Source organism: Leptolyngbya sp. FACHB-321 (assembly GCF_014695975.1).
Lineage (GTDB): Bacteria > Cyanobacteriota > Cyanobacteriia > Leptolyngbyales > Leptolyngbyaceae > Stenomitos.
Window position 1 is genome coordinate 1 of the sequence record NZ_JACJPI010000028.1, and the last position, 23,431, is coordinate 23,431.

The 23,431-nt window shown below is 49.6% G+C and carries 23 protein-coding genes; 10 read left to right on the forward strand and 13 right to left on the reverse strand.

Annotated features, from left to right (window positions below; all coding sequences use genetic code 11):
* Window positions 1-228: 228 nt before the first annotated feature.
* The 8 genes from H6F76_RS02960 to H6F76_RS02995 all read right to left on the reverse strand — a co-directional run bounded on the left by H6F76_RS02960 (window position 229) and on the right by H6F76_RS02995 (window position 9,483).
* On the reverse strand, window positions 229-393 hold the full coding sequence (locus H6F76_RS02960; RefSeq protein WP_190505794.1) for a hypothetical protein: 165 nt from the start codon (window positions 391-393) through the stop codon (window positions 229-231).
* 322 nt (window positions 394-715) lie between these two features.
* Window positions 716-2,680: a hypothetical protein gene (locus H6F76_RS02965; RefSeq protein WP_190505796.1), complete on the reverse strand. Its 1,965-nt coding sequence runs from the start codon at window positions 2,678-2,680 to the stop codon at window positions 716-718.
* A gap of 360 nt (window positions 2,681-3,040) precedes the next feature.
* Window positions 3,041-3,376, reverse strand: coding sequence for a hypothetical protein (locus H6F76_RS02970; protein ID WP_190505798.1), 336 nt, complete (start codon window positions 3,374-3,376; stop codon window positions 3,041-3,043).
* 143 nt (window positions 3,377-3,519) lie between these two features.
* Window positions 3,520-4,278: a hypothetical protein gene (locus H6F76_RS02975; protein ID WP_190505800.1), complete on the reverse strand. Its 759-nt coding sequence runs from the start codon at window positions 4,276-4,278 to the stop codon at window positions 3,520-3,522.
* Window positions 4,279-4,835: 557 nt separating this feature from the next.
* Window positions 4,836-7,919, reverse strand: a complete 3,084-nt coding sequence (locus tag H6F76_RS02980) for a plasmid replication protein, CyRepA1 family (RefSeq protein WP_190505802.1) — start codon at window positions 7,917-7,919, stop codon at window positions 4,836-4,838.
* The gene (locus tag H6F76_RS02985; protein ID WP_190505804.1) at window positions 7,916-8,086 is read right to left on the reverse strand and encodes a hypothetical protein; all 171 of its coding nucleotides are present in this window, start codon (window positions 8,084-8,086) and stop codon (window positions 7,916-7,918) included. Before H6F76_RS02985 ends, H6F76_RS02980 begins: the two co-directional genes overlap by 4 nt.
* A gap of 819 nt (window positions 8,087-8,905) precedes the next feature.
* On the reverse strand, window positions 8,906-9,211 hold the full coding sequence (locus H6F76_RS02990) for a hypothetical protein (protein ID WP_190505805.1): 306 nt from the start codon (window positions 9,209-9,211) through the stop codon (window positions 8,906-8,908).
* 11 nt (window positions 9,212-9,222) lie between these two features.
* Window positions 9,223-9,483, reverse strand: coding sequence for a hypothetical protein (locus H6F76_RS02995; protein WP_190505807.1), 261 nt, complete (start codon window positions 9,481-9,483; stop codon window positions 9,223-9,225).
* A gap of 280 nt (window positions 9,484-9,763) precedes the next feature.
* Between H6F76_RS02995 and H6F76_RS03000 the strand changes: the two genes are divergently transcribed.
* From H6F76_RS03000 to H6F76_RS03030, 7 genes are all read left to right on the forward strand, one after another.
* A complete protein-coding gene (locus H6F76_RS03000) occupies window positions 9,764-10,750 on the forward strand; it encodes a hypothetical protein (RefSeq protein WP_190505808.1) in 987 nt (328 codons plus the stop codon).
* The gene (locus H6F76_RS03005; protein WP_190505809.1) at window positions 10,750-11,034 is read left to right on the forward strand and encodes a hypothetical protein; all 285 of its coding nucleotides are present in this window, start codon (window positions 10,750-10,752) and stop codon (window positions 11,032-11,034) included. Before H6F76_RS03000 ends, H6F76_RS03005 begins: the two co-directional genes overlap by 1 nt.
* Before the next feature lie 125 nt (window positions 11,035-11,159).
* Window positions 11,160-11,654 (forward strand): hypothetical protein, encoded by a 495-nt coding sequence (locus H6F76_RS03010; RefSeq protein WP_190505810.1) that lies wholly within the window; start codon window positions 11,160-11,162, stop codon window positions 11,652-11,654.
* A gap of 34 nt (window positions 11,655-11,688) precedes the next feature.
* The gene (locus tag H6F76_RS03015) at window positions 11,689-12,015 is read left to right on the forward strand and encodes a hypothetical protein (RefSeq protein WP_190505811.1); all 327 of its coding nucleotides are present in this window, start codon (window positions 11,689-11,691) and stop codon (window positions 12,013-12,015) included.
* 33 nt (window positions 12,016-12,048) lie between these two features.
* Complete coding sequence (locus tag H6F76_RS03020) at window positions 12,049-12,840, forward strand: hypothetical protein (protein ID WP_190505812.1); 792 nt, start codon at window positions 12,049-12,051, stop codon at window positions 12,838-12,840.
* 58 nt (window positions 12,841-12,898) lie between these two features.
* The gene (locus H6F76_RS03025) at window positions 12,899-14,575 is read left to right on the forward strand and encodes a hypothetical protein (RefSeq protein ID WP_190505814.1); all 1,677 of its coding nucleotides are present in this window, start codon (window positions 12,899-12,901) and stop codon (window positions 14,573-14,575) included.
* A gap of 271 nt (window positions 14,576-14,846) precedes the next feature.
* Window positions 14,847-15,068 (forward strand): hypothetical protein, encoded by a 222-nt coding sequence (locus tag H6F76_RS03030; RefSeq protein WP_190505816.1) that lies wholly within the window; start codon window positions 14,847-14,849, stop codon window positions 15,066-15,068.
* Between the two features lie 52 nt (window positions 15,069-15,120).
* On the opposite strand, the gene H6F76_RS03035 is transcribed toward H6F76_RS03030, so the two are convergent.
* Window positions 15,121-15,840 (reverse strand): hypothetical protein, encoded by a 720-nt coding sequence (locus H6F76_RS03035; protein ID WP_190505818.1) that lies wholly within the window; start codon window positions 15,838-15,840, stop codon window positions 15,121-15,123.
* 1,552 nt (window positions 15,841-17,392) lie between these two features.
* Here H6F76_RS03035 and H6F76_RS03040 point away from each other — a divergent pair.
* From H6F76_RS03040 to H6F76_RS03050, 3 genes are all read left to right on the forward strand, one after another.
* Entirely contained in the window at window positions 17,393-17,578 is a 186-nt protein-coding gene (locus H6F76_RS03040; protein WP_190505820.1) for a hypothetical protein, read from the forward strand.
* A 162-nt stretch (window positions 17,579-17,740) separates the two neighbouring features.
* A complete protein-coding gene (locus H6F76_RS03045) occupies window positions 17,741-19,132 on the forward strand; it encodes a ParA family protein (protein ID WP_190505822.1) in 1,392 nt (463 codons plus the stop codon).
* 2 nt (window positions 19,133-19,134) lie between these two features.
* Window positions 19,135-19,932 carry a hypothetical protein gene (locus H6F76_RS03050; protein ID WP_190505824.1) on the forward strand — a complete coding sequence of 266 codons (798 nt, stop codon included), beginning with the start codon at window positions 19,135-19,137 and terminating at the stop codon, window positions 19,930-19,932.
* Window positions 19,933-20,095: 163 nt separating this feature from the next.
* Here H6F76_RS03050 and H6F76_RS03055 read toward each other — a convergent pair whose 3' ends face one another.
* The 4 genes from H6F76_RS03055 to H6F76_RS03070 form a co-directional block, all read right to left on the reverse strand.
* On the reverse strand, window positions 20,096-20,680 hold the full coding sequence (locus H6F76_RS03055) for a hypothetical protein (protein WP_190505826.1): 585 nt from the start codon (window positions 20,678-20,680) through the stop codon (window positions 20,096-20,098).
* A gap of 96 nt (window positions 20,681-20,776) precedes the next feature.
* Complete coding sequence (locus H6F76_RS03060; protein ID WP_190505828.1) at window positions 20,777-21,157, reverse strand: hypothetical protein; 381 nt, start codon at window positions 21,155-21,157, stop codon at window positions 20,777-20,779.
* The gene (locus tag H6F76_RS03065; protein WP_190505830.1) at window positions 21,154-21,882 is read right to left on the reverse strand and encodes a ParA family protein; all 729 of its coding nucleotides are present in this window, start codon (window positions 21,880-21,882) and stop codon (window positions 21,154-21,156) included. The genes H6F76_RS03060 and H6F76_RS03065 overlap by 4 nt, the downstream gene beginning before the upstream one ends.
* Window positions 21,883-22,784: 902 nt before the next feature.
* On the reverse strand, window positions 22,785-23,431 hold a 647-nt coding region (locus tag H6F76_RS03070), incomplete at its 5' end, for a hypothetical protein (protein WP_190505832.1).

Below are 23,431 nucleotides of genomic sequence, written 5' to 3' on the forward strand. Positions count from 1 at the left end.
GTGGCACCACAGGTTGACAAACATCCTCTCCACTGTAGAATGCTTTACCGAATCTTTCTGCAGGAATCGAAAGCCAAGCCAGGGTAAACGCCTCTGCTTGGGCAAGGACAGTCAAGCGGTAGTGCTGGTCCCAATCGGCTCTAAAGGCAGCGGGCGATCACTTTGGTTAGTTGTACCCCGGAGCAACGGTGCAACGGTAGTATCGGGGTTACAGGCGTTGCAAACAGACTAAATCGCCTCTGTACTACCCACTTTTGAATCGGTTTGCGTCCAATTTGAGTCCAGAGCCACTAGTACACCGCTCTGCACACCGTCTTCTGTAGGACGGCTCACTGCACCTATTAGCTGCTCCACAACGCAACAGCGCCATCCGCCCGGTTCTAGTAAAACCATCTGCTACCACTAATCCTTTAGCAAGGATTTCAGAAGAAATGGCACTTTTAACATGTACGGTTCCAGCTCCCAACCGTTATGAAAGCAGCCAAAAACGTTAGGTAGTGAGGAAAAGGAAAGGGTTTCACTCCGCATCCCATCGTTGGCTGCTGCGAACGACATTTACAGGCTTGTGTACGCTTCGCCAGCGTTGTTACCAGCGCTAGCCGCAACACTCAGTCTTTGGTGCCTTGCCAGAGCTTCCAGAACTGGGACTCCTACCCAGTAGACAAAGCCGAGCGAAGCTCGGCGCACTAGCAACGGACAAAAAGACTCCACTTACCTAAATCAAACTCCTGATAATCTCATTCATCCGCTTGACAGCGGGTGCAATACGACTCATGTTGTCTTTATAGACATATCTGCCCTGATGCACCTCCGGCGAGTGGTGGAAGACATAAGTGAAACTTTGTTCCTCTTTTCCAGCCACCCCCAATTTGTCCAGATACGCGGCTAGCATATGCCGGAAACTATGGGGCGTGACCGGCACCGCTTTTCCCGACTCTTGCGTGAAGCGGACAAACAGAGAGCGAATCATGCCGCAAAACGATACGTTATCAAAGGGTGTTTTAGCTTTAGGCATTGAGAACACCTTGTCATGCTGAGGCTCGAGTGCTGCTCTCCAACCACACCGATTTCCTGCCTGATCCATTACTCCCTGCCAGTGCTTGTGTTCCCCTTTGTGGTACGTCGGAAACACCCCTTTCTCATCCTCAAAGCCCCACAAAAAGCCGACAATGTATTGATAAAACGTGGTGCCATCCACAAACTGAACGTTGGGCACAGGATACCAAAACTCGCCATAGGTCTCAACGGTTTTGAAATTCTCTAAATTAATCCAGAACTGCGCCTGGTTTGGGTCGGTCGGGATTCCCTGATCCACGAACTCCTCGCAGTCCTCATCCAAGAAATAGCCATTCCGCAGCGTTTTTCCGGACTCTAAATCCCGATACGTCTGCTGGCGGTCGGTCGGAATTAGCACCATCAGCCCACACACCACTGTCCTCTGAAAATCTATTGAGATCGCGGTTGCCGAGCGTTGACGAACGACCTTTCCTGCTTCACTCTGCCGATTTCTGGAGACGAGGTGATATTCGAGTGTCTGAAGCCTTTGTTGTTCAAACACTTTCATCGCTTGCTCCCAAGGAACACTGCGCTTCCGAATCTGTTTCTGAGTTTTCTGAGGATCCAACACCTCCTGGTTGATTTTGAGTCGTAAGCGCCGAATCACCGAAACATCCTCAAAATTGTCGGTCTCTTCCGGATCAGTTTCCTCCCGGAATTGAGCTTTACTCGCCAAAATGACGGCTCCTAGCACCTCTCGTTTGGAGGCTGGAGACAAACCCTCTGGTTGCCCATACGTGGCTAATTCGTCCCGTCGCCAGTCAAAGAACGCCTCGACAGTTTTAATAGTCACATTAGCCTTTTTCTTCGCTTGGCGCTGAGCCATGGCCTCTGTCATGGCTAACGTCTGCTCGGCTTTGATGGGGTCGAGCAACTGCCCCTTGGCATTGACTGCAAAGGCTTCTGTGCCTGCAAAATCCTCCTCCGAAAACCGCAACTGCACGAATGGAATCAACAGATTTAAGCACAGCTTTTCCAGCGCCACGTGCTCAACCCGATGCAGATACCCAAAAATCTCCTTTAGGTGTTTAACTTGCAGCTCAACCTGCTTCGGCTTCCGAATTTTAGACCCATACTCCTGCACCTCCTGAAATTCTCGGTCTAGACCTGGGTTTGCCAACACTTTCTGCCCCTCCAGCCAAACGTAGTCCTCCGCTTGCGTTCCGAGCGCATAAGCTTTGGGGCGTTTCAGATTGGTGGTGCGTAAATCGCAAGCGTAGATTCGACGTTGACCTTTCGGCTTGCTGAAGCGATTAAACTGTGGCTCACAATCGTCGGGGTTATGAACGCATAACCAGTGCTTTCGTTGTACGTATTCAAGAAACTGCTTGAGATAGCAGCGATTGCGACGACGACACGCTTTAGTAGCCTGAGTTCGCTCAAAATACTGCTCCTGCCGTCTCGGTGCTTCTAGGAGTTTCTCCAAAGGCACCGTTTTCAAAAACTCACTGGCGGCGTAAGACACTTGCTTGCCTGTCTTGGTCTCAGGTCCGCCCCATTCTGGAACCACATATCGCAGCACAGCGGTTTGAATCAAGCTAATCTGCGGCAACTCCCCTTGAGCAATTTCTAAGGCTTCAAAAACACTTTGAGGCGCGTTGATCACAATTCTATTGGCTTCCATCTTTTCCCTATTTCCTCATCAACTAATGCGTGTAAGCTAAAGAATCAGCAGGTTTGAATTCTATGAGTTGCCAAACATTTCAACTTTAGAATGATTCTGTTTTGGCTATTATATTCGAATTAGTCGAATACCATATTGAAGAACATTTGCGAAGGCTCTGATTGGTTAAATAGCAGAGGTTTTGAGCGTTTACTTCTAAGTTCATTCTATTGAGATTGTTCTATTAGATAGAATGATTGTTGCTTGGATGAATACCCGCTTAAGCTAAAGCTATACGGTGATAGAGGCACCTAAAGATGCTTTTGTCTAGATTGAAAAGAATGAAAGCGATCAAAGAGCTTTAGAGGTTAAGCTTATAAGCTAGATTTGACTTGAGTCACGGTTTGAAGACGTGAAAATGGTTTGTTGAATTGATGATTCCTTTACTTTCCCTGCAAGCAAGTTTCGTTGCGCTAACAACGTTAATAAATCAATTTCGCCTCGAATTGCCTTCTCAATCACTTGCGATCTCGATTCGCCAATGAAGAGCGCAATCTCTTCCAGAATGGTGATTGTTTGAGGCGTTAACGTGGCATTGAATTGTTGCTTTCTCTCGCTATAAAGCTCTGGGACTCCTCGGAGCGTCTTCGCTCCCTCTTTTCCCTGCTTCCGCTGACAGAGGGGTCTTGGCGATTTAACTTTCTTGCGCGTGGACATGGTGAGTAGAGACTGACGTGGCAGTCTAAAAAGAACAGTACAAAAACATCCCTGCGCCTAACTTGGCACAGGGATGTCCTCGCAATAAAGTTTCAGATTAAAAGCTGTAACCCTTATATAGAGAGGGTTTCAAGAACAAGGATTTAAGGCACACGGAGCAGCGTGATGGTTCCTCTGCCTTGTCCACACCGCTGCACCAGTTTGTTGCCTTCGACAAACGTTTCTTGACAGGAGCGGCTGGCAGTGAACTGAGTCCACTGGCTAGAGGCGCGTAGAAATGGCTTCCAATAGCGATTGTTGAACGCGTCTTGGTGCTCTAGAGTGAGGGCGACTTCCATCAGTCGATGAAAGTGCGGGGAGGTGAGCGGGTTAGCCGGATTGGTGAGCGCTTTCAACGCTTTGATGATGTCGTAGCGTTCTTCAACGCTGGACGATTTCCCTGTAGGCTCGTTGGCGACGATCGCTCTCATGCTGATGTGCTTGGCTTCTTGCATCACGCATTCATACCAAAAGGCATCAGAGCGATACAGAGTATGACTGGACGGGGATAATCTGTGGCATTCAATGCAGAGTTCTAATCCTCGATAGACGAGTTCACCCCACGGCTGATACAAATTGGCGGCTGCTCGTTTGAGAGGAATTTTGAGCTTGGGCTGCCACTTTTTCTTGACGACCCAGTAGAGCGCGATCCGCCAGTCAGCTTCTTCCATATCGAGTCGCTGCTGAATTAAAGCTGGGGCAGCAATTTGAGTAGTCCTGGGTTCCAATGGAGGTGATGGGTAGATGAGTGGCAATCTGGGTGTAGGACAATTCAGTCGCTGAAGTGAAGTGTTCCAGGGTTCTGGAATGCCTTGCGTGTCTAGAGAAGGAACCAAACGCAGTCTTGGGGTGCTTTTTGCCATGGTGGGCTCGTTTCAACGCCTCCAGCGTTTGGTAGGTCAACTGGTACCCGGGATTCAATGAGTAGTCGTACAAAAGCTCCCGTTAAGGGGTGTAGCAGTGAAAACTGCTACGAAGCAAAAGGCTGGAACCCCTACTTTACTGTTCAAAAGCTCTGTATTAAATAATTTAGAGTTTAACTGATACGTCTCAGTGAGCCTGAGCACTGGTTTTTGAAACCCTTGCTTAGTCAGTCTTCCAGCCTTAGCAAGAGTTCTTGTACGACTACTCATTGAACCCCTTTAACCACTCTCAGCACAGTTCGACCCTTAACGGCAAAGCCTCGGGCGAGGCAAGCGGTCGTACACATTGTGTACGACCACACTTCAAACCAAGCAAGTTTTCCTTATACTCATCCAGACAGCGACCATGACAGCGTCAGCGCACTCTGACTCACTGCTCCAGCTGCAACTTGAGGTTCTTTGCGTAACCCCAAAAAAGGTATGCTCCACACGAGATACAGGAGTCTTACATTGGGGGCGCTATGCAGTTGAGCAGACTATATTAAACCAGCGATCACTCATGCCCTTGCTCTCACACGCTCTAAAACATAGCCAGGGATAGCCTCTCGGATGTTGGCTATGACTACCGCATCATCGCCAGCCAACTCAAGCATCGACCTCACCCCTGCCAAGTTGTCAGCAGACAGCCATGCATCAGGGGTTTCAGAGTATCCACCCCCTTCATTAAAGTGATCCTCTTCATGGGGGTGGATACTGTTCTCTTTTGCTGTTGACAACGCTTCCAACCGTTCTCGTTTAGCTTGCCGACGTGAAAGAATGGCTGCGGTTCCAGCCCAAACCTCTAGATCCAGGGAGTAGCAATGTACCTTCTGATCTTTGCAGCCTGGAAGTTTGGTTGTAGTCGAGCGCTTCATCCTGATGCCCATCTGGGAAAACAATTGGTGGATGATTTGAACATCGCTCATATTCTCCTTGATGCTGAAGTGGAGCGCGACTTTGATTTCGGGGGCTAACGACCGCGCGCGATCGGCGTAAGGCTTCAAGTCATCCTTGCCATAAAGCCAGCCAGTCTGAATTTTGCTAAAGAGTACATCCAATCCAATCTCCCTTTGCAGTGAGACTCTTAAAGGTGCATGGGAGAAATCCCACGGTGTAACACCGTGGTTCCAGGCAGTCTCTTTTTCAAGTGCCTTCGCAGAACGGTCGATTGCTGTCTGGGGATTGAGCAAGGCTTCGAGCCCAAGGATCTCCCTACGTGTGCGTCCGTCCTTGTCAGCTAAAACAGCATCAACAGTGAGTGCTTCCAGGTCGTAGAAGTCTTGTAGCCAGAATTTAGCGATCGCGTCTCGCTCTTCCGTGGTGCAGCGCTCCTTTTGTTCTAGTACCAGCACTTCTGCATAGGTGATCGCGTCGGCTGCTACCATGGCCTCGGCATCTAACTGTCTAAGCTCCTGACGCGTTTGAGCCAACAGCAGTTTCAGTGCCTTATCGCTGCCTCGATCCTCCACTGTGACTATGTTCCCTTCCCACTGCAGACGGAGCAGAAAAGCCTCACGCAGGCAGTACATGGAACGGTTCTGCTCTGCTGCTAGTGAACTATATAGTTGGACATGAGGGTCAGTCTGCCAGTCGTAGGAGTCCACACTCTTAGCTGTATCTTCCTTCAAGCTGGAACGGATGATTTGTACTGTTGCTGTGGTTTGTGATTGCAAATGCGCTCGCACTTCTAAGGGATTCCCGGACCGGCTCACTTTCGCGTAATTGGAGCCAACCTTGGCACACCAGACGACACGATCAACCGGTTCACGGACTCGACTTAACAACTGGCTCATCTCGGCATCTATTGAGCTAGCACCCACAAAAATGCCGTAAACCTTGTGGATCACACCCTGGCATTCAATGGAAACACCTTGAGCCACTGAAGGTGAACAGATCACGATGTCATAGTCGCCCCTTGTCAGGACGGCATCCGGCGTTTGCATAAACTCGCGCTCGCATTCGCCGCCTGTCGTCTTGCTATTCAACAACAATGACCGTATGGCTGGGTATTGTTGCGTGATCAGGCAATGCAGTGACTCGCTCAGTGCTCTGCTATCTGTGCAGATAAACAAAACCTTACCCGCTGGCAGAGTGGCACTCTCAGCTAGTAAGTCGCTGATGATGGCAGTGCGGTCGGGGGTTTGCAGAAAGACGCAGGGATAAGGCTGAGGCTCAAATTTGTTCTGTACTAGGAAGACAGGAGCACGATCGCCACGCAAATTTTGAACATACTGAACAGTGGCATTGTCCAGATCGGCATCGGCAAGGATGACCCGTTTTGCACCCTGTACCAGCGCTCGGAACCGTGCCAGCAGTGCGGGGCGCTTGCCATCACGGGCACACGTGGAACTGGTCAGCAAATGACGGACGAGCGCTACTGCTTCATCCAAAAGCAGGTCGCAGCCCACAAACCGCTCGGGGTCAAGACTCAACAGACCATCGACACAAGAGCCAATCCGCAGGGTGTAGCCGCTTGCAGTCATGTACTGCCCTTTCAGCCGGTCCAGATCACCGCGATAGGTTAGCCCCGTACGTGAGCAGAGATTACGTCCCAACGAAATCCGATGAGTGAGTGAGAGGACGCGATCGTTGTCCTTGACTAACGCTGCCAGCAGCTTGGTCTTCCCAGTGCCCTTCGGTGAATAAATCGCCAAAAGGCCTGTATCAGGCAGTTGTGCCACGTCAAGTTTGACTAAATCAGCGACTTTGACCGTTAAGTTGATAGGTATTGTTAAGCGCCGTTCTAAACCCTCCCAGATTTGCCACTGACTGAGGGGTAGAGCGTTGTTGTAGGCAACCTCCCAGACAGACGCACCTGCATTCACAATCAGATCATCTAAACCCTTCCCTTGTTGGCTATCCCAACTGGCGACAAACACTTCGCAGCCGTGCATTTGCAACAGTTGACCCAAACGTCCCTGAGCTTGGTTGACCCGCCGACGGGTTTTCCCGTTGGTATCTTCATCGAAAGCCAGAGTGACTCGGCGATTGGGAGCAGCAAAGCGTGCCAAGTCGGAGATTAGTGTCGGTGGTATGGGATTGCCAAGTGCATCTTTGGTTCGATACCCACCGTGGCAACCATAGAGAGCAATGGTGACAAACCCCTGACTCAAACCTGCTAACGCCTTTTTGCCACCTTCGGTGATGACGATCGGGATTTCAGGATGTTGCTCAACAAACTCCCAAAAAGCACCGTCTGAAGGAAACCTCACCCCATAGCGATCGCTGATTTGTTGCCGGATAACTATTGGAATGGGAGGCAAATAAGCCCTCGCACCATTGCCGACAGGTGTTTCGTATTTCTGCGCTTTGCCTTTGGTGTCGGTGCGTGGTGCGCTCAATTTGGCTTGCCAAGTGGAGCTATCCTCATTCAACAACAACAGCGCTTGGATGGTCTGTCTGGCTTGGTGCCCAAACCTAGTGACGCGCCAATTCAGTGCCTCGTGAATTGGACAGGCGACTACTTCACCGTATGAGAATTCAGTGTCCTCTACCAGTTGGGTTGCAGCATGGTAAAGAGTAGGGACGATCGCACTGCTGACGGTAAATTCTTGCTCAATCCGTTGAGAGAAAGTTTGACTGCTGGCAATAACGGGATTCATTTGACACCCCCGATCGCCAACTCAAGCTGAGCGTGTTGGCAGCGTTGCCAGCGGACAACCATCGCCCTAGCGTCTACTCCATGTCTGGCGTAGAGCGCGATCGCTGCCAGCCGAATAGAGGGGTTTTGATACGGATGCGGCAGCTCCAACGCTTCTGTGAGTCTCATGCAGCACCTCCTGCCACATGCAACCCGAACCCGACAGCGCGACGCTTTCGGATCGGATTTTGTATCAGGCTAGTAGCTGTATAGAGTAATCTTTCGGCTAAACAAGTCTGTAATAGACTAAACCCTATGCAAGCATTGCAAAGATTTTCCGATCGCCCTTCCGGCGAACGTGTACTAATGTGTAACATAACAGTACGTGCATACTTTTAAGTTGCACTGACCCTGCTAAGTTTCCTCGGCGACCAAACTTCGGAACTTATGCAGGCTGAATAAGAAAAACAGAAACCCCCAGTCAATCAATCGCTTAGGTGGCACTAAGCAGCAGATGCTGGGGGATTTCCATTTGTAGCGTTCTTTTCAAGAAACTCTTGCACCGCGACCGCAATCAGACTGGTCTTAGTCTGATGCGCTCGTGGTGCAAGTTGCGTAAGATGTTCAAGCTCAGATGGTCGTATACATACGCCGATCAGCACTCTACGTGCTGGGCGTTGCGTCGGTACGGAATTCTTCATGCTCTTTTCGGAGTGGAATGAATTGTGGGTGCGGGTGGATCTTCATACTGTTACCCGCTGTGTTCTTCGGTTGACCATCTGACAACTAGCGAAATGACCGCGCTGTCATGCTATCAACCACTCCCATGGCTCTTTCGGTATTGTAAGCTAGATTCCCGGCGCTGGTGCACTTGTCCTAGTTTACTTATCTTCTATTGACGCTACAGGGAGTGGTTTGCTCTTCTCTAAGTATCAATAATTGATTTATCTTGCCATGGGCTGATAGCGGTTTCGTAACGGTATGCGCTTATCACATGGATAAACTGCCTCAAGACGCTTTAGTCAGCAACCGATTGACCGTTTCCTGCTGGCTGGCTGCCAATGCAATCAAGTTGTTGACGATGATTTGGTTCGAGTCGGTCAGTCGTGCCAAGTTATCGATCCGCTCTGTGAGCTTATCTACGCTGGTGGTTAGTTTTGTTTGAGCTTCGGTCAGCCTATCAAAGCCCTGTTCCATCCGGTCAGACATGCGATCGACCTTTTCACCGAGTTTATCAATACTCTCGCGTTGCATATACGAGATTTCGATCAGGTTCTCAACGGCTCCCTGCACACCTCGATTAGCTTGTGTCATAGTGATCGACCTCAATCTTCTAATACGGTTATTTCATCCCATATTTCATTGACTTTCGCGTTAATCGCGTCCATCGACAATGATGCGCTGTCGCTGTTGAGTCTTTGACAAGCTTCATAAAACAGGACGAGCTGTTCGACTTGTGCGCCCTCATTCCGCCCTTGACGCTCTGCCACACGAGCCAAGATCGCTCTAATGTCTTTGTCCAGCTTGTAGTTAACGCGCTCTGTTGGACGCGATCTCTTTGGTCTCCCCACGATAGCAGCCGTCATAGTTCCTCCTAATTAAAGCTGATTTGCAGACGCTTGCCTCAAGAATACAGCAGCAATTGCCTTTTGTATGCCTTTTATACATATAGCAATCTTATAAAAACGTATGTAAAAAATCAGTTTTTGTCATGTTTTTTATATGTACAAAAAACATAGGCAACGTTATATTTTGCTCATGGGTGAAGACGGCACGGTTAGCTCTGCTTCCGTCACGCCTGCCTGAGAACACCGCTAACGACACTCATGGACAGGCTTCACCCACACCACATTATTTGAGGCACTTATGGTTCTAACTACCTTACCCAAGCAACTGCAGACCAGGGCAAAGCATACGCGCCTAGTAAGTTTTGAGAACTCTAACTCCTTCCTCAAACGCCATGATTCTGAAGGGACGCTGGTCATTCAGGCAGGTTACCGCGAGAACCCCTCTGACTCAGCTCATGCCGACGATGAAAATCCAATCGTCATCCTAAACGGCACCGCACCGCGCTGGTATGGCTCGATCGCCTGCCAAGGGCAACATATTCGCAGTTTTGAGCGCTCGAAGCTGGAGACTGCACGGGAAGCCTTTGCCGCCTGCCTGCGTCCCTCCGACGATGGGCGCGATCTGATAGTCGTTGCAAGTTATTGGGATCGAAAAGACCTGCCAGCAATGGAACGGGCTTTACTCGGCACCTACAACGTGATTCGCAATGGTGAGTCTATTTGCTGCACAGTGACGCAAGTGCTGACGGTGGTGGAGGGCATCGGCTCTTACTGGGCAGTTGAAAGCCGTTTGCAGCATGGTCAAACCTTTCTGCTTGAAATTGGCTTCAGGACGGCTGAGGAGTGGCTGATTGATGAAACAGGACGGGTGATTGACGGTCGTCCAGTGACGCAGCTCGGCATCTTCAATCTGGTGAATGCGATCGCCAATGATGCCACAGTGAGAGCCACACTCAGCAACGGCGATCGCTCCGATTCCATCAACCTGTCGTTGATCAGCGCTGGACTGCAACGCCAAACGATTGGACGGCTCGCGGTTGACCAGTGGCAAGCCATCAAAACCAAGTACGCCAGCGAATATCTCAAGTCGCTCAAAGGCTATCTACGGACACAATACGCCAGCATCTACCAATCGACGGCTAACAGTGTTTTGACGGGTGGCGGTGCGGCGCTGTTGCTCAACCTGCAACCCAGGCTGTCTGATTTGTTTGTCATTCCCCAAGAACCACAGACCGCTAGTGTGCGTGGCTCCTACGCTCGACAGTTGTCTAAGGTCGGTGTCTGATGGCAGTCGATCGCATCCGACTTAGTGAACGAGCCAGAAAACGCTTGTTTGCACTAGCAGACGAAGCTGACCTACAACCGTCCTTCCTGCTCGAATACCTCATCAATCGGCACGGTAAGGACGCAACGCAACTCTTATCCGGTCAGCAAAGCGCTTTAGTGACACAACCCAGCACTAACGAGCCTTATCCGGTTACTTCAGTACCAGTGAGTACTGCTCAAAATGACTCAGGCACAACACCCCAGCAACAGCAGCTTTCCAAATGGCTGGAGTCCGATGCCTAAACAGCCTAAAGCCAGCAGCTACACAGTTTCTGACGTGACATAACCCTAAGCAACAGCCAGCGTTAACCGCTCAAAGTAGACCGCTGGCTCTGCACTCCCACTGATTCAATAGGAGTCTCTTCATTATGCAAACTTGGTTGAAACAAAACCCGATCGCCCTGATTGGCATCGGCATTTTAGTGATCGGCTTTGTTCCTAAGCTGGTGTCTGGTGAGTTTCAGCGCGATGCCACAGTCTCGCAGCAACTCACTGAGCAGCGCAAAGCGGACGAGATGAATGCCCAACGCCTGGCAATCGCCCAAGAGAGCCGTAAAGACTTACAGAAGATTGCCAATGAGCGTTACAGCGGTTGCACCTTGGTTGTGCGTGCTGATAATCACACCAAGGCCACCGGGTTAACCATCGGTAAGCCCGTCCTCGATGGTTCCCGCCCTGGCGTGCATTTAGCCGATGGCATCACCGTTTGCGATCAAAACGGTATGACGGCGATCATCACCGACGGCGTTGCAGCCGAACCCGCTGTGACCACCGATCGCGCTGTTGTCGAGTCTGCGCTCCGTCGCTTTGGCTATGACGGCACGCTTGCCGGGAAGCTGCACTACTCTGCACCCCAACAGTAAAACCCTTCACCCACCCACTGAGGAGCTTTTTAACGTGACGAAACCACTGAACTATTACGTTGATCACACCCCACCAATCGACCGCTTGCAAGAGACATTCGGCTCTCAACTAGAGGTCTTTTCACTCACTGAAAAGCTGCATCTAATGGGCATTCTGGCGATTCATCAGCAAGTCATTTCTGATGGAAATTATGACTTAGAAAACGAAGAATATTTGATGGTTGATGCCTATGCCGATCACACCTTTGCAGACGAAAACGGCAAGATTACCGGCGCTTGCGAACTGCTGGACGGTGCCACTAACCGTGATTTGCGCGGTCTGATCCTCGCCCTGGCTCATCAAATCCACAGCAACCGCTAACCCGAAAGAATCAACCCTATAGAGATTCAAACAATGGTCACACGTAAAGACAGTACTCAATCCCACTCCCACTGGGGCAAGCGTCACTATGACCAGGGCACTCATGAGCCAACCTATACACGCCCTAAACGCAAAGCTGATTGGTTTGGAGGGCTGTTGCTGCTGGCTCAATTTCTGGCAGCAGCCTTCACCATCTGGCTCATCTGGCAGTCAGTAGAGGTTTATGTCCAAATCGGTGTTGCACTTGCTGATCGGACGCTGGCAGCCAACTTGCCCCAGTGGTTGGGGTGGTTCATTCGTAATACCTGGATTCTGGGATCTGTCATCAAATGGTTTCTGGATGGTGGTGTAGCGCTAGTGTCGATCGCTGCCATGCTCGCGCTCTACGTCCTGCTGCAAAGCGGTGAAGTCGCGCCGCTGCTGCTGGAAAACAGTCCCCGCACGTTGCGCCGTTTGATTGGCTCCATCACTAGCCACACCAGGCTGCCCATTAATTCTAAAGACCATGCCACTGTTGCCTTCCTGAAAGAACGGCACAACGCCATCCCTACAAAATGGGTGGACTCAATCTACACCGCGAAATGGGTTTGCTATGGGGTTGATTTCCTCATCTGCTTGCTGGCTTGCCCCCCGCTTCGTGGCGGTTGGGACCGGTTACGCCTGGTCATGACAGCACCAACGATGAGCGATTTTGACTTTGTGAACGCTGGCAAGATTGCGATTACCCTGTTTGCCGTTGAGGTTGGGTTCTTCGTCTATCTCTGGATTAAACGTGGTCGCACCATCCTGAACACGCCTGAGCCAGAGCAGGCCACTGAAGCTTAAAACAATTTTGGAGTGAACTGTTCACTCCCTTCTTTTCATTCGCCTCTGGAGGACTCCGATGTTTGCTTACTTGAAAACTTTAAGCCCTAACGATCGCGCCCAAGAGATTGCTGCCATTGAGAAGCTGTTGCAGCAAAATCCATCGGCACTTGTCCCCCTCTACAAAGATGCTGCAATGCAGCAGACAAGCCGTGATGCTTCTCAGTCAATGGTAATGAGCATTACAGGTATTTCGGTCGGTGCCATCTTTGCAGGCGCTTTTGTCGGCTTCCCCCTGGCGCTCACGGCTGGCACGTTGTTCCTGGCTCAACAGTTCTGGAATGGGCAGAGACAGAAGCGTGAAGCACGTTGGGCGATCGAGGATGGGGAAGACTTTACCCGTTTCCTCGACCAAGAGACCCAACGCGAATACAAGCATTTTGCTGCTGCCGTAAAAGACACATCAGGGCACGTCCTACCGCACAGTGAACCTGTGATCGACGTACCAGGCGAGCCAGTCACTGATCGCCCTCGCAGTCTTCCCATGCTCGATCTGTGGGTCGGTAACGCCCCCAACCCTGAGATCAGAAAACTGCCGCTCGATGAGCGTGGGCAGTACATCGTTGATCGCCTCATTGCCGATGGCTTCCACATTGACCGCGCGCTGTCAGGCAGCGTGATTGTCGTGGCTGGCTCCCAGCGTGGTGGTAAGGGCACGCTCTTAGCCCTGCTCTGCATCTTGCAACAGGCGCTAACCAAGGGAGAGACAGCAATTCGGTACTACACCGCAGGCAATGACATCTACCCGTTCAAGACGCTGAAAACCGTCTGCTCTGATAGCTTCCCCGGCGTGAAGTCTAAGGACGAAGCGAATCGGCTGGTCGCTGCTGCACTGAATGAGGAGATTCAGAGCTATCGCCAGTGTGAGAACTACGAGCGCCAGGGCGAGATGTTGGTGATTGATGAGGCGATCGCCCTCGCACTCATCACCGATCCTGAAGTGAACCGCCAGCAGGCCAGCTACTTACTACGCCAGTTTGCGAAGTCAGGCGGGACGTGTATCATCGTCCTTCATGCCTCCAACCTCACTGCATGGGTAGGCAATGGCAACACAGCCGGACTCGCGCAAGCGTTTAAGTCTGGCGTGACGTTGATCGGCTGCAAGTCTAAGGCAATGGCAACCAAAGGGCTGCAAGCAACCAATGTTGCCACTGGTGAATACTTCTTTGCTGACCCCGAAAACTTTGGTACTCCCCTGAAGGACTCGCCAGCGTTGGGTAAGCTTCCCGATTGGCTGCTGAAGGTCAAGCATCCTGGTAATGGTGCCCCCGATCCTGCCCGCTCGCTGCTGGCATTCTTCCCCGAAATGATGAGCCGTGATGTGCTGAACCTGGAGCCGATGCGGTTCCAACCGATGCCGCAGCCAACCGTAACGGAGCCGAAAACGATATCTGCACAGACAGACAAAGAACGATTAGAAGTGCTCTTTAACAAAGGTAGTGAAGATGCGGTTAAAGGCGGACTGTCCAGCGTCTTTGAGTTTATCGCTTCGTTTGTGCCTAATGTGGGTGACAAGCTCACAGCACGGCAGTTGTACAAAAGCGAGAAAGCGAAAGACTACAGCATCACTTCTGAGAATGCAGACAACTTGCTTAAACAAATTGCCCACGCTCAAAGCCGTTGTTTTGAGTATGGGGAAGAAACAAATAAGTTCGGCTCGGTTTCCCGCTTCCTGCTCAGGGTTGCACTTCATTAATTAACAGCAACTCTTTGCTGGTCTAGTGGCAAGTGGCAAGTAGCAAGTGTCTGAGAGAGAGCCTTTTCTAGTGTCTCAAGCGTCTAGACACTGTAGGACACTTGCCACTTGCCACTACAGGACACTAGAGCCAGGACACTACAGGACACTAAGGCAAATAAATTAGGAGTTCCGAGCAAGGGCACGTTTCCTACTAGGAATCTCAGAGAAGAAAGAGTTTACGATCGCTCGTTCTAACGTCTTTTGGCTGGTTGATTTTGACCTACCAGAAGTGGTCAAAGAGCAAGTTTCGCTTCAAGAGTTAGCGTTGGTGCATGGCACCCTACTGATGGGTTTCTACTGCGACCCGCTGCCAGGAGATATGATTACCTACCGCGGTTACAAATGGCGTGTGACGGGAAGGCAATTCTCGCCCAATCGTTACCGATCCAAAGACGATCGCTACATCCCTACATTGCTGGTCGAATATAGGGGTGAAGTGGGCAGTGATTGAGTAACTATCTCTATTTGACAGATTAAAAACGCTTCAGTGTATATGCGAATCATCACAAGTGCTTGGCAAGGAAGTCCCCGATCGCCTCGAAATACTGATTGGTTACTCCATGTGTTGTGGGATGTTTAGAAATGACAAAGAGCGTAGAACCATTAGCACCCCATTGAAAGCTACTTTCATGAGTGTCGAAATGGACTCCCTCCGCAATCACTTTCCACCAGTGCTGATACCAGAGATCGGAACTGTAGAAAACGACAGCACGCGGCTTATGCTCTAGGATTCGCTGCTGAATGTGGTGGGCGCGTTGGGCGGCGTAGAATTCTTTGTAACTCTGTCTCTGTTGCAGTTGCCGAAGCTGTGAACAACTGGAATACAGCCATTGGCCAGTGCTTGGCGACGGTAGTGGCAGCAGTTCCAGGAGACAAGTTTCTCCATGTTCTCTCGCTAAGTGCTGTCTTTGGTACTCTCTGATCTGCTCCACCGTCACTGCTTGCCCTTGCACTTTTAGTAAACTTCGGATCAATTTTCCCCAAGTGCGTTGGATTGTCGGTCGTGGGCTGAAGAGGTGAGTCACTCCAAAAGCTTCGTGGTACTGACAGACATCTTCCAGTTCTTTCTGCCCACGCTGCGACCAAGCAGTTAACCGTTGAAGAACATCATTAATGCTGCCTCCACCGCCCTCCTCTTTCCCAACAAACCAGAACCCTCCTTGATAGTTACCGTATCCATAGAATGTGTGAATATATTTCTCAAGTAATTGGTCGTCAAGCATCACGAAACCTTAAATGCAGAGCTTCTTGGTTACATTACTCTGTAGGGGTGATTGAAGGGTTGCTGCTATAGAATGCAATTAGGCTGAAACCCTTGTAGGAAGAGGAATTGAGGATAGTCGATCTGTACTAATAGATTCCGACGTAGTCCACATCTACCTCTATTAGTTAACGAATTTGCGTTGTTTCGGGCTTCAGATTAGCTCTAATTGCATCTCATGACAACACCCCTTCAATCACCCCATTAGCGCTCTAACACTTCACCACTGTGGGTTAATGGGGGCGGACTGTAAATCCGCTGGTTACGCCTACGCTGGTTCAAAAACAGCTTGGAACAAATCGATCGTCACGGTATTGGTAAAAGCGACACCAGCCTAAAAAAACAAACCTAAACACCAGGCAGAGCGGCTAAACTCGCTCTGCCTGGTGTTTTTTCTCACTTCAACAACGGCAAAAAATATAATCTGTTTTTCTTAATGCACAAGTATCCGTGCGAATTTCGCACTTAATTAATGCAAATTTCAATAAAAACCTTGAACATGTTCAAAGCGCTATATGTAGCAGCTAAAAGAACTTGACATAGGAATACCCTATTAAATTGACTTTAAAGATGGAAGAGGGCAGAATGCAACCGACAGTACTAGAGAACTAAAGCGTAGCTGGTTTTGCTACTAGGTAAGGGGGTTTAATGCACCTTTGACGAAAAATCTCGATTTTGTCAAGAACACAGTATTCTAAGCAGGGGAATAACAGGTTAAAGTCGCAGTGTTACTAAGGAGGCTACATGTAGCGTGGAAGTTAGTCGTTCTCTAACCAGCACTTATGGTTTCAGACATCAATACGGTTCGTCTCAAGTGTGTCGCTAGTGACCAATAAAAAAGGAGCGACGGCAATCGCTCCTTGTTACGTAAATTCCAAGACCGATTCCATTCGCGAAAATTTAGATAGGAGACGATATACGCTATGACTCTCAATCCAACACGCCGAAGCAAAATTATTTACCTCGGTCGTAAATTTCCCAAGAAAAAGAACCGTGTCGCGTTTAGTCTAATCATACTAATTAGGGTGCTGTCAACTGTTCAACCTGACATAGTGGTAAGTCAAGACCGGGTAGATGTTCGACTACACCCGATAAACTGGCATCTGGTCATTATGCGAGATTTGTCTGACAAGTAGACTCATTCGCCTTAGTTAACCCATCAGACCCCAGCACCGTTTGTTGTTGCTGGGGTCTTTTTGTTTTTCACACACCGAACCTCCTAACCTGATCAATAGTACTAATTCAAACAAACAGCATACGTACTAAATTAGTTAGAATAGTAGTACGCTCTTGTAGTCGAGTAGGGAGGACTCCTCCGAAATCCAAGCATTGAAAACGGGACAGTTATCCTTAACGACCATTTTGTCCCCGCTGCTATACAAAGGCGAGATAACCTAACTTATCTGCAATTTCTGACTCCAATGTTAGAAAGTGAGTCTTTGAGGCAGTTTAAAGAAATGACGCTGTGACTTCATTTGCAGGCAGTGTTACGTTCTTCAGGTTACAACTGAGCCATGACCGAAACCCATGGAGATACCCGTTTTAAGCCTATTGGCAATGAAGCGCTAGCTGAGAAACCGATTTCAGTGTTCTTGCCCAAAGATTTAGACATCTACGTTCGATCGCTGCCGAATCGAGCGGAGTGGCTGAGAGCAGCGATTAAAGAAGCCGCTTTGCGTGATACCGAGCGCAGCATTTAAAGCTATCAACAAGTTGATGTCATGTTCCTGTAAGCCTACTGTTAATCCCCATATAAATAGGGCACTTTAGAAAAGAAGTGCGCGGCGAGAGAAAAACGTGGGACTAGCTGACAAAAGTAAGAGAGCGGTAACGCTGTCTTCTCATGGACATGGAAAAATGGCATGAGAAGTTATAAAAAACTGGTAGACCTATGGTCGGAGTTGCCGACCGATTACCGTGAGCAAGACTTAGAAATGAGTTTTGTACAGCCTCTTTTACAGTCTCTAGACTTGAACTTGCAACAAATAAAAGCTGGGCGCAACTTGGGCGCAGGCTTTGGTACACCTGACCGCTTGATCTACCAAGACATCAATCAGCCACCTGTGTTAGTGATTGAAAACAAAAAGCGCGACCCAGGGTTGGCTGCTGTTCCAGAGAAAGATTTTGCGTCAGTCTGTAAAACTCATCCTCTTTATCGGCAAGCAGTAGGCTATGAGGACTGTGGTAGAAGCAACAAAGGTATCAAGCAGTACTTAGATAGCAGCATCCCTTCTGCTCTACTAGCCTCCTACGGTTTAGTCTTTAACGGGGATTTCTTCCAACTCTGGCGACGTGTTGATGGTTTGGTTCTACCCATGACACCCATCCAGAAAGTTACTAAAGCAAGTCTTCCAGGCTTAATGCGGCAATTAGAGTATTGTTTGGCAAATCCCACTACCGCTTTAGTGTCTGCTATCTGGAATCAGAAAGGCGGCGTGGCGAAGACCACAAATATCGTCAACATTGGAGCAACCTTAGCGCTAGAAGGTAAGCGAGTTTTACTCATTGACCTTGACCCACAAAATGATTTAACGCGCGGTGTCGGCGCTGATCCTAATTGGTTCCCTGGCTACCTGGAGCAATGTGACAAGCCACTTCAGCTTGAAGAGTGGGACGAAGCCAAGCAGATCCTAAATAAAGCAATTCAGATTCGCAAGTTTCCCACGACTGACAAAGTAAAAAAAGACTTCAAGCTTTCGGTACTTTCCAGCGACGAAAAGTCGCTTAAAGCTTTTCGTGATAATTCAGATGTCGAACCTGCTGTCACCTTCAAAAAGTTGGTCAGGCTGTTGTACCTGGATTACGACTACATCTTTATCGATGTCTCTCCCACCCCCGACAAGCTCACTCAAAGCGTGCTTCTAGCCTGCGATACAGTGCTCATTCCAATCGATCTTGGTGGCAAATCTCTACACCATGCTGTACAGCTCTACGGCTCTACAATCCCCAAATTTCGTGAGTTAAGGGCCGCGAAAAAAGAGCGTTTACACCTTGGACCCTGGAATCTTGGCATTGTTTTTAGCAACTGCCCTGGAGATGCAGGCGTTGTTTTAGAGACACACATTAAGCAGGTATTGGAGAAAAGCAACTTCAGCGGCAACCAATGCAAAACTCGTTTAAGTACTTTTGCACAGACGAAAGTCGCCGAGTTTAAGCACGTTCCAGTTATCTGCTGGCAAAGCTCTCCGATCACCAAGCTCTATACCAAGCTTGTTGACGAACTCTTTTTAACCCCAAATTTTATTGATCATTAACCATGAATGCCACGCAAGCAGAGGCATCGCCACTAGATGTCACACTCGGTCAAATCCGCCGACTCCCCTGCAAGTTCATCAAGGGCAAGTCTGACACTCAACCAATCATCCTGAAGACGATCGCCCAGGAACTAGCCGGCACAGGCAAGAACATCCTGCCTGTGGTCGTCCGATTAGTGGGTGAAGATAAGTATCAGGCCATTCTCAATACCCAGATTCTGGATGCGGCTCGTCTGATTCACCTCGATTTCGTCTGGTGCATTGTCGTCAATCAAGCGATGCAGACACAGGTAGAAGTGGAATTAGGGCAAACGCTGTGGGTCAACCTAACCACCGCTTCTGAACAAGACCTAGCAGATACCCTTACCTACCTTGCTAGCCAGCCCGGAAGCCCCTTGAAAGGCTTAGAGGCAACGACCGCTGCCAGCAAGATTGCCGCTGAAGATCGATGCACATGGCAAGACTTCACACCGATTATCAAGCTCAAATGTGGCATCACCAAGGGTAAGAAGCTCGATGCCTTAGCCACTGCTTTTTATCTAACGCCGCCCCCGCCACTGCCAGCACCCCCAGCTGCCATCAGTATCAAGCAGGCAACGAGAGCGGCAATCTTTGAGCGTTTGGCTTACCTAACTAGCCATAAGCTTAGTGGCTTTGGCACTGTTGATCCGGAAGCCGTGTCCGATCTGATCGCCAGTGTTGATCGAAGCAAGTGGAAGAGCCTGACCCCAATCACTAAATTGGGCTGTGGTATTGACACCGCAAAACTTAAAGCTCTAAAGACTCTGTTTACCTTGTGACTGGAATACTAGATGCACTTGCTTGAAGCCATTCTTCTACAGCTTCCTGCTAGTGAGCTTGAATCCGTCGCGGAGTTAGGTTTTCAGCAAGTGGCGCGTGGTTTTCAGCCGAGTCTAAGCCCTTGGGGAATATGAGCAACCCTATAATCTTTAAGTGATTTGTTCATAAACGATCGGCACCAAAGAGGGTTTCCTCTAGCTCATCAGCTTTGACTGCAACCATTAAAATTGTTCGATCTAACAGGTCAGTATCAAGATTTGAGATTTTAGCGATCGACGTTAGAACTAGTTGATTGTCTTCGGTGAGTCTGATGCCATAGGGCGCATAAGCATCTACGGCTCTTAAAGCGTGTACCGCAGACTCAACTAAAGTAATCTCGCCAACAATGCTACAGATGGACACCCAGCTTTCGTTTCTATCTGTTGTGAAATTGTACAGCCAAACAAACTGCGACCGCCCAGGTTTGGTTGCAATCTCAAATCTAGCTGTATCACCCGTCGTTTCGTTTAGAATTTGATGCCCATAAATCATGCTTTCACGCAGTCGCAAGAATTCCTTGTAAAGCTGATTCAGTTTGCTGTCTGAAAAGAAATTGTCATCCTCAATGAAAATAAGCTGATCACTTGTTGTTGATACGGCAGGGACAACAATAATTGAAGAGCATTTTGGGCATTTCCCTTTTACACCAGCTTTTGAATCGTCAACCTTAAATTCCTTCTTGCATTGTCCACAGTTAAATTCAATCATTTCTATAGCTCAGACCTAAAGGCTGTTTAAGTATTCCTAACCGCTTAGGAAAAACCCCATTAATGTCATAAAAATGTTTGCTAGCTGGCTACAGCTCTAATCGTCTAATAGGTTTAGAAGTGCCTTGAGCTCATGCACATTGCGAACTTGCTCCCAGTCCACACCCGTTGCTTTCAGTAGGTCGATCGCAACCTGAATAAGATGTTGCGGGTAGGTCCGTTCATTTGCAGGCACTGGTTCAGTATTGTTATCGCGCACCAGTCGAGCGGTCTGATCCATCCAGTCGCGTTGGTCTTGCCTAATTTTGATGTTCACTGTGGTTAGCTTCTCGCGCTGTGGCTTCTGATGGCGTGGCTTTACCTTATTTTGTGGTGTAACCACTGCTGCCGCTTTAGGCTCTGCTGCTGTCTCTACTGGGGCGGGAGTGCCATAAGTAGATAACTTCCCCATTCCCCCCATGCGACTTAGTTTCGTCATTGCAGTCTCCACAGTTTCACGACTTCTTTACCCAAAGACTTATAAGCGATCGCACCCGTTGATGACGGTGCGTACTCAATCACTGGCTGTTGCTGCGCGATCGACTCTGCAACACTGATGTTCTCTGGAATAGTGGCGTAGAGCAGGTGATACCCCATGTCGCTTGCACCTTCTACGAGAAGATCATCGGCTTCCCTCGTCAAGATGAGAGACTTTCGGTGCCGTGTTCGCAAGACATCTATAGGGATAGCCTCGTTTTCTCCCCTGATGAGGCTTATGGCTTCACTGACACCCTTTAGTGCTGCTGGCTCACATAAGGTAGGCAACAGCACCCGATCGCTGTTCAGCACTGCTTGGACGCTGGCGAAGCCCAATGATGGGGGACAATCCATTAACACCACATCAAAGCCTAAAGGTCTAAGACTATTAAAAGCTTTACCGATTAAGTCTTTATCGGTTGAGAGTCTAAACATCCCAATATCACCAGGGATGATGGACAGGTGCTTGCTGGCAGTTGCCAGCGGTGCGATCGTTCCCTCTGTTAAAGCCTTGAGGATGGTTGGTTCTGCCCCATCCAAACCTAAGCCGAATGACAGTGTTCTCTGTCCGTCTAAGTCAATGAGCAGGACTTTACGCTTAGAGCTTGCTAAGACTGCCCCTAGATTAAGAGTGCTGGTGCTCTTAGCCGTACCCCCTTTGAGATTCCAAACTGCAATTTTAAGCATAGGTAGTAAGGTATTAGACCTTTAGATATACCAGGTCTTTGGAACATAAACTCAAAGCATTAGAGCTTAAGCTTCTAATCGTCTAATACCTTTAATCGTCTAATACCTTTAGTTTCACTGTGGCACCATCAGAGTCAGTTTGTTCAGCCGGTGCTCCAAGTCATCTAGACGCCTCCTCACCGTGACCGCCTTCGCCTTCTTCAGGTAGAGGCAACCGCCTCTTTCATTACTTCGCTGGGAGTCTGCCCGGTCGCGTCACAGATGACTATAATTTCCCCATGCCAAGCTGGAGGAATGCGACATCCTACCATTGGCTGCTGACTCATAAGAAAACCTAAATTGCTAACGGGTTAACAGTGCTAACGCAACTGGCACAATGCATCGACTTTACAACTGTCACCTTTGAGGTAGTTAGTCCAATTTTAGTCCAGTCTTCTAAAGGTCTTCATATCAAAAACCAAGAATGGTTAGCCCATAGGAATCTCAGCCTTCGGAAAGCTGGTTTGTATAGTTGCTCGCGAAGCAACGGGGCAAGGGGGTAGAAAAGAGAAACTGCTGCTGTGAAGGGCTTTTAGCGATTGTGCCAGTTGGCGGCTAGTCCAGCAGAGGAAGCACCATATGAATGTTAGCTGCGCTTATCAATGGCACCTTAGAACCAACCCGGTCAGAGCGAGCGGGTGCTTTTTTGCCCTCTACACCGTAAATTGATCATGCCGCTGCTCGCTGGGCAAGTACGCGTCCCTTTGGCACTTGCCTTGAGTCTATGGACGGTCAGCACCTGGCAGACGACGGTCACTGTGGACTTGAACTGCCGCGCCGACGCTTACATCAGGACTTGCAGGGCACCGTCAGGTACAGCACCCTGCTAAATGGTGTTCTGTTGCTGTGCTTGCCAGGGCGTTTCAGTCTTCGGCAAGCAAGTCCTCAACCTCACGTGCGTAGGCATCTAAGCCCTGCAGCACAGGGACACAACCAGCAAACGTGGCGCGGGCAAGCTGGAGGTACGCTTGCATCTCTTCGGCGTCGTCTTGACCACCGGCCTCGGCCACTGCCCAAGGGATGCCGCGGGCACTGAGGAACGCGCTCATTGTGTGGAGCTCTAGCAGTTGTGTGCGGACGACCGGAAGATGAGCGCTGTAGAGTTGGTAAGGCATGGTTCGTCCGTCAAACAACTCCCGCAACAAGTCCTCGTCAGGAGCGGCAGTCACGCCTAACTGGGAACTGACTAGCGACTGCCACACAGACTGACAGACGAGTGCGAAACTCAGCGGCTGGTGGTTCAAGAGTGCTGTCTCTGGATCATCGTTGATGTTTCTCTCCAAGACCTCAAGGAACCACTCGACCTTGTACTGCTCGTAGTCTGAACCAGGCTCAAGATAGTCGTGCTGTACAAGGAACTCGCCAGCTTCAAGCTGGCGCCGCAAGTAGTCCTCGATGAGCGCCACATTCTCGTCCTCCTCAAGCGTATCAATGGCACCGAGACGGTTGTAGGTGCCCTTGATGGCGAGAGCAGCAGGAAGAAACGTGCCGTTAGTCCCTTCGAGAATGA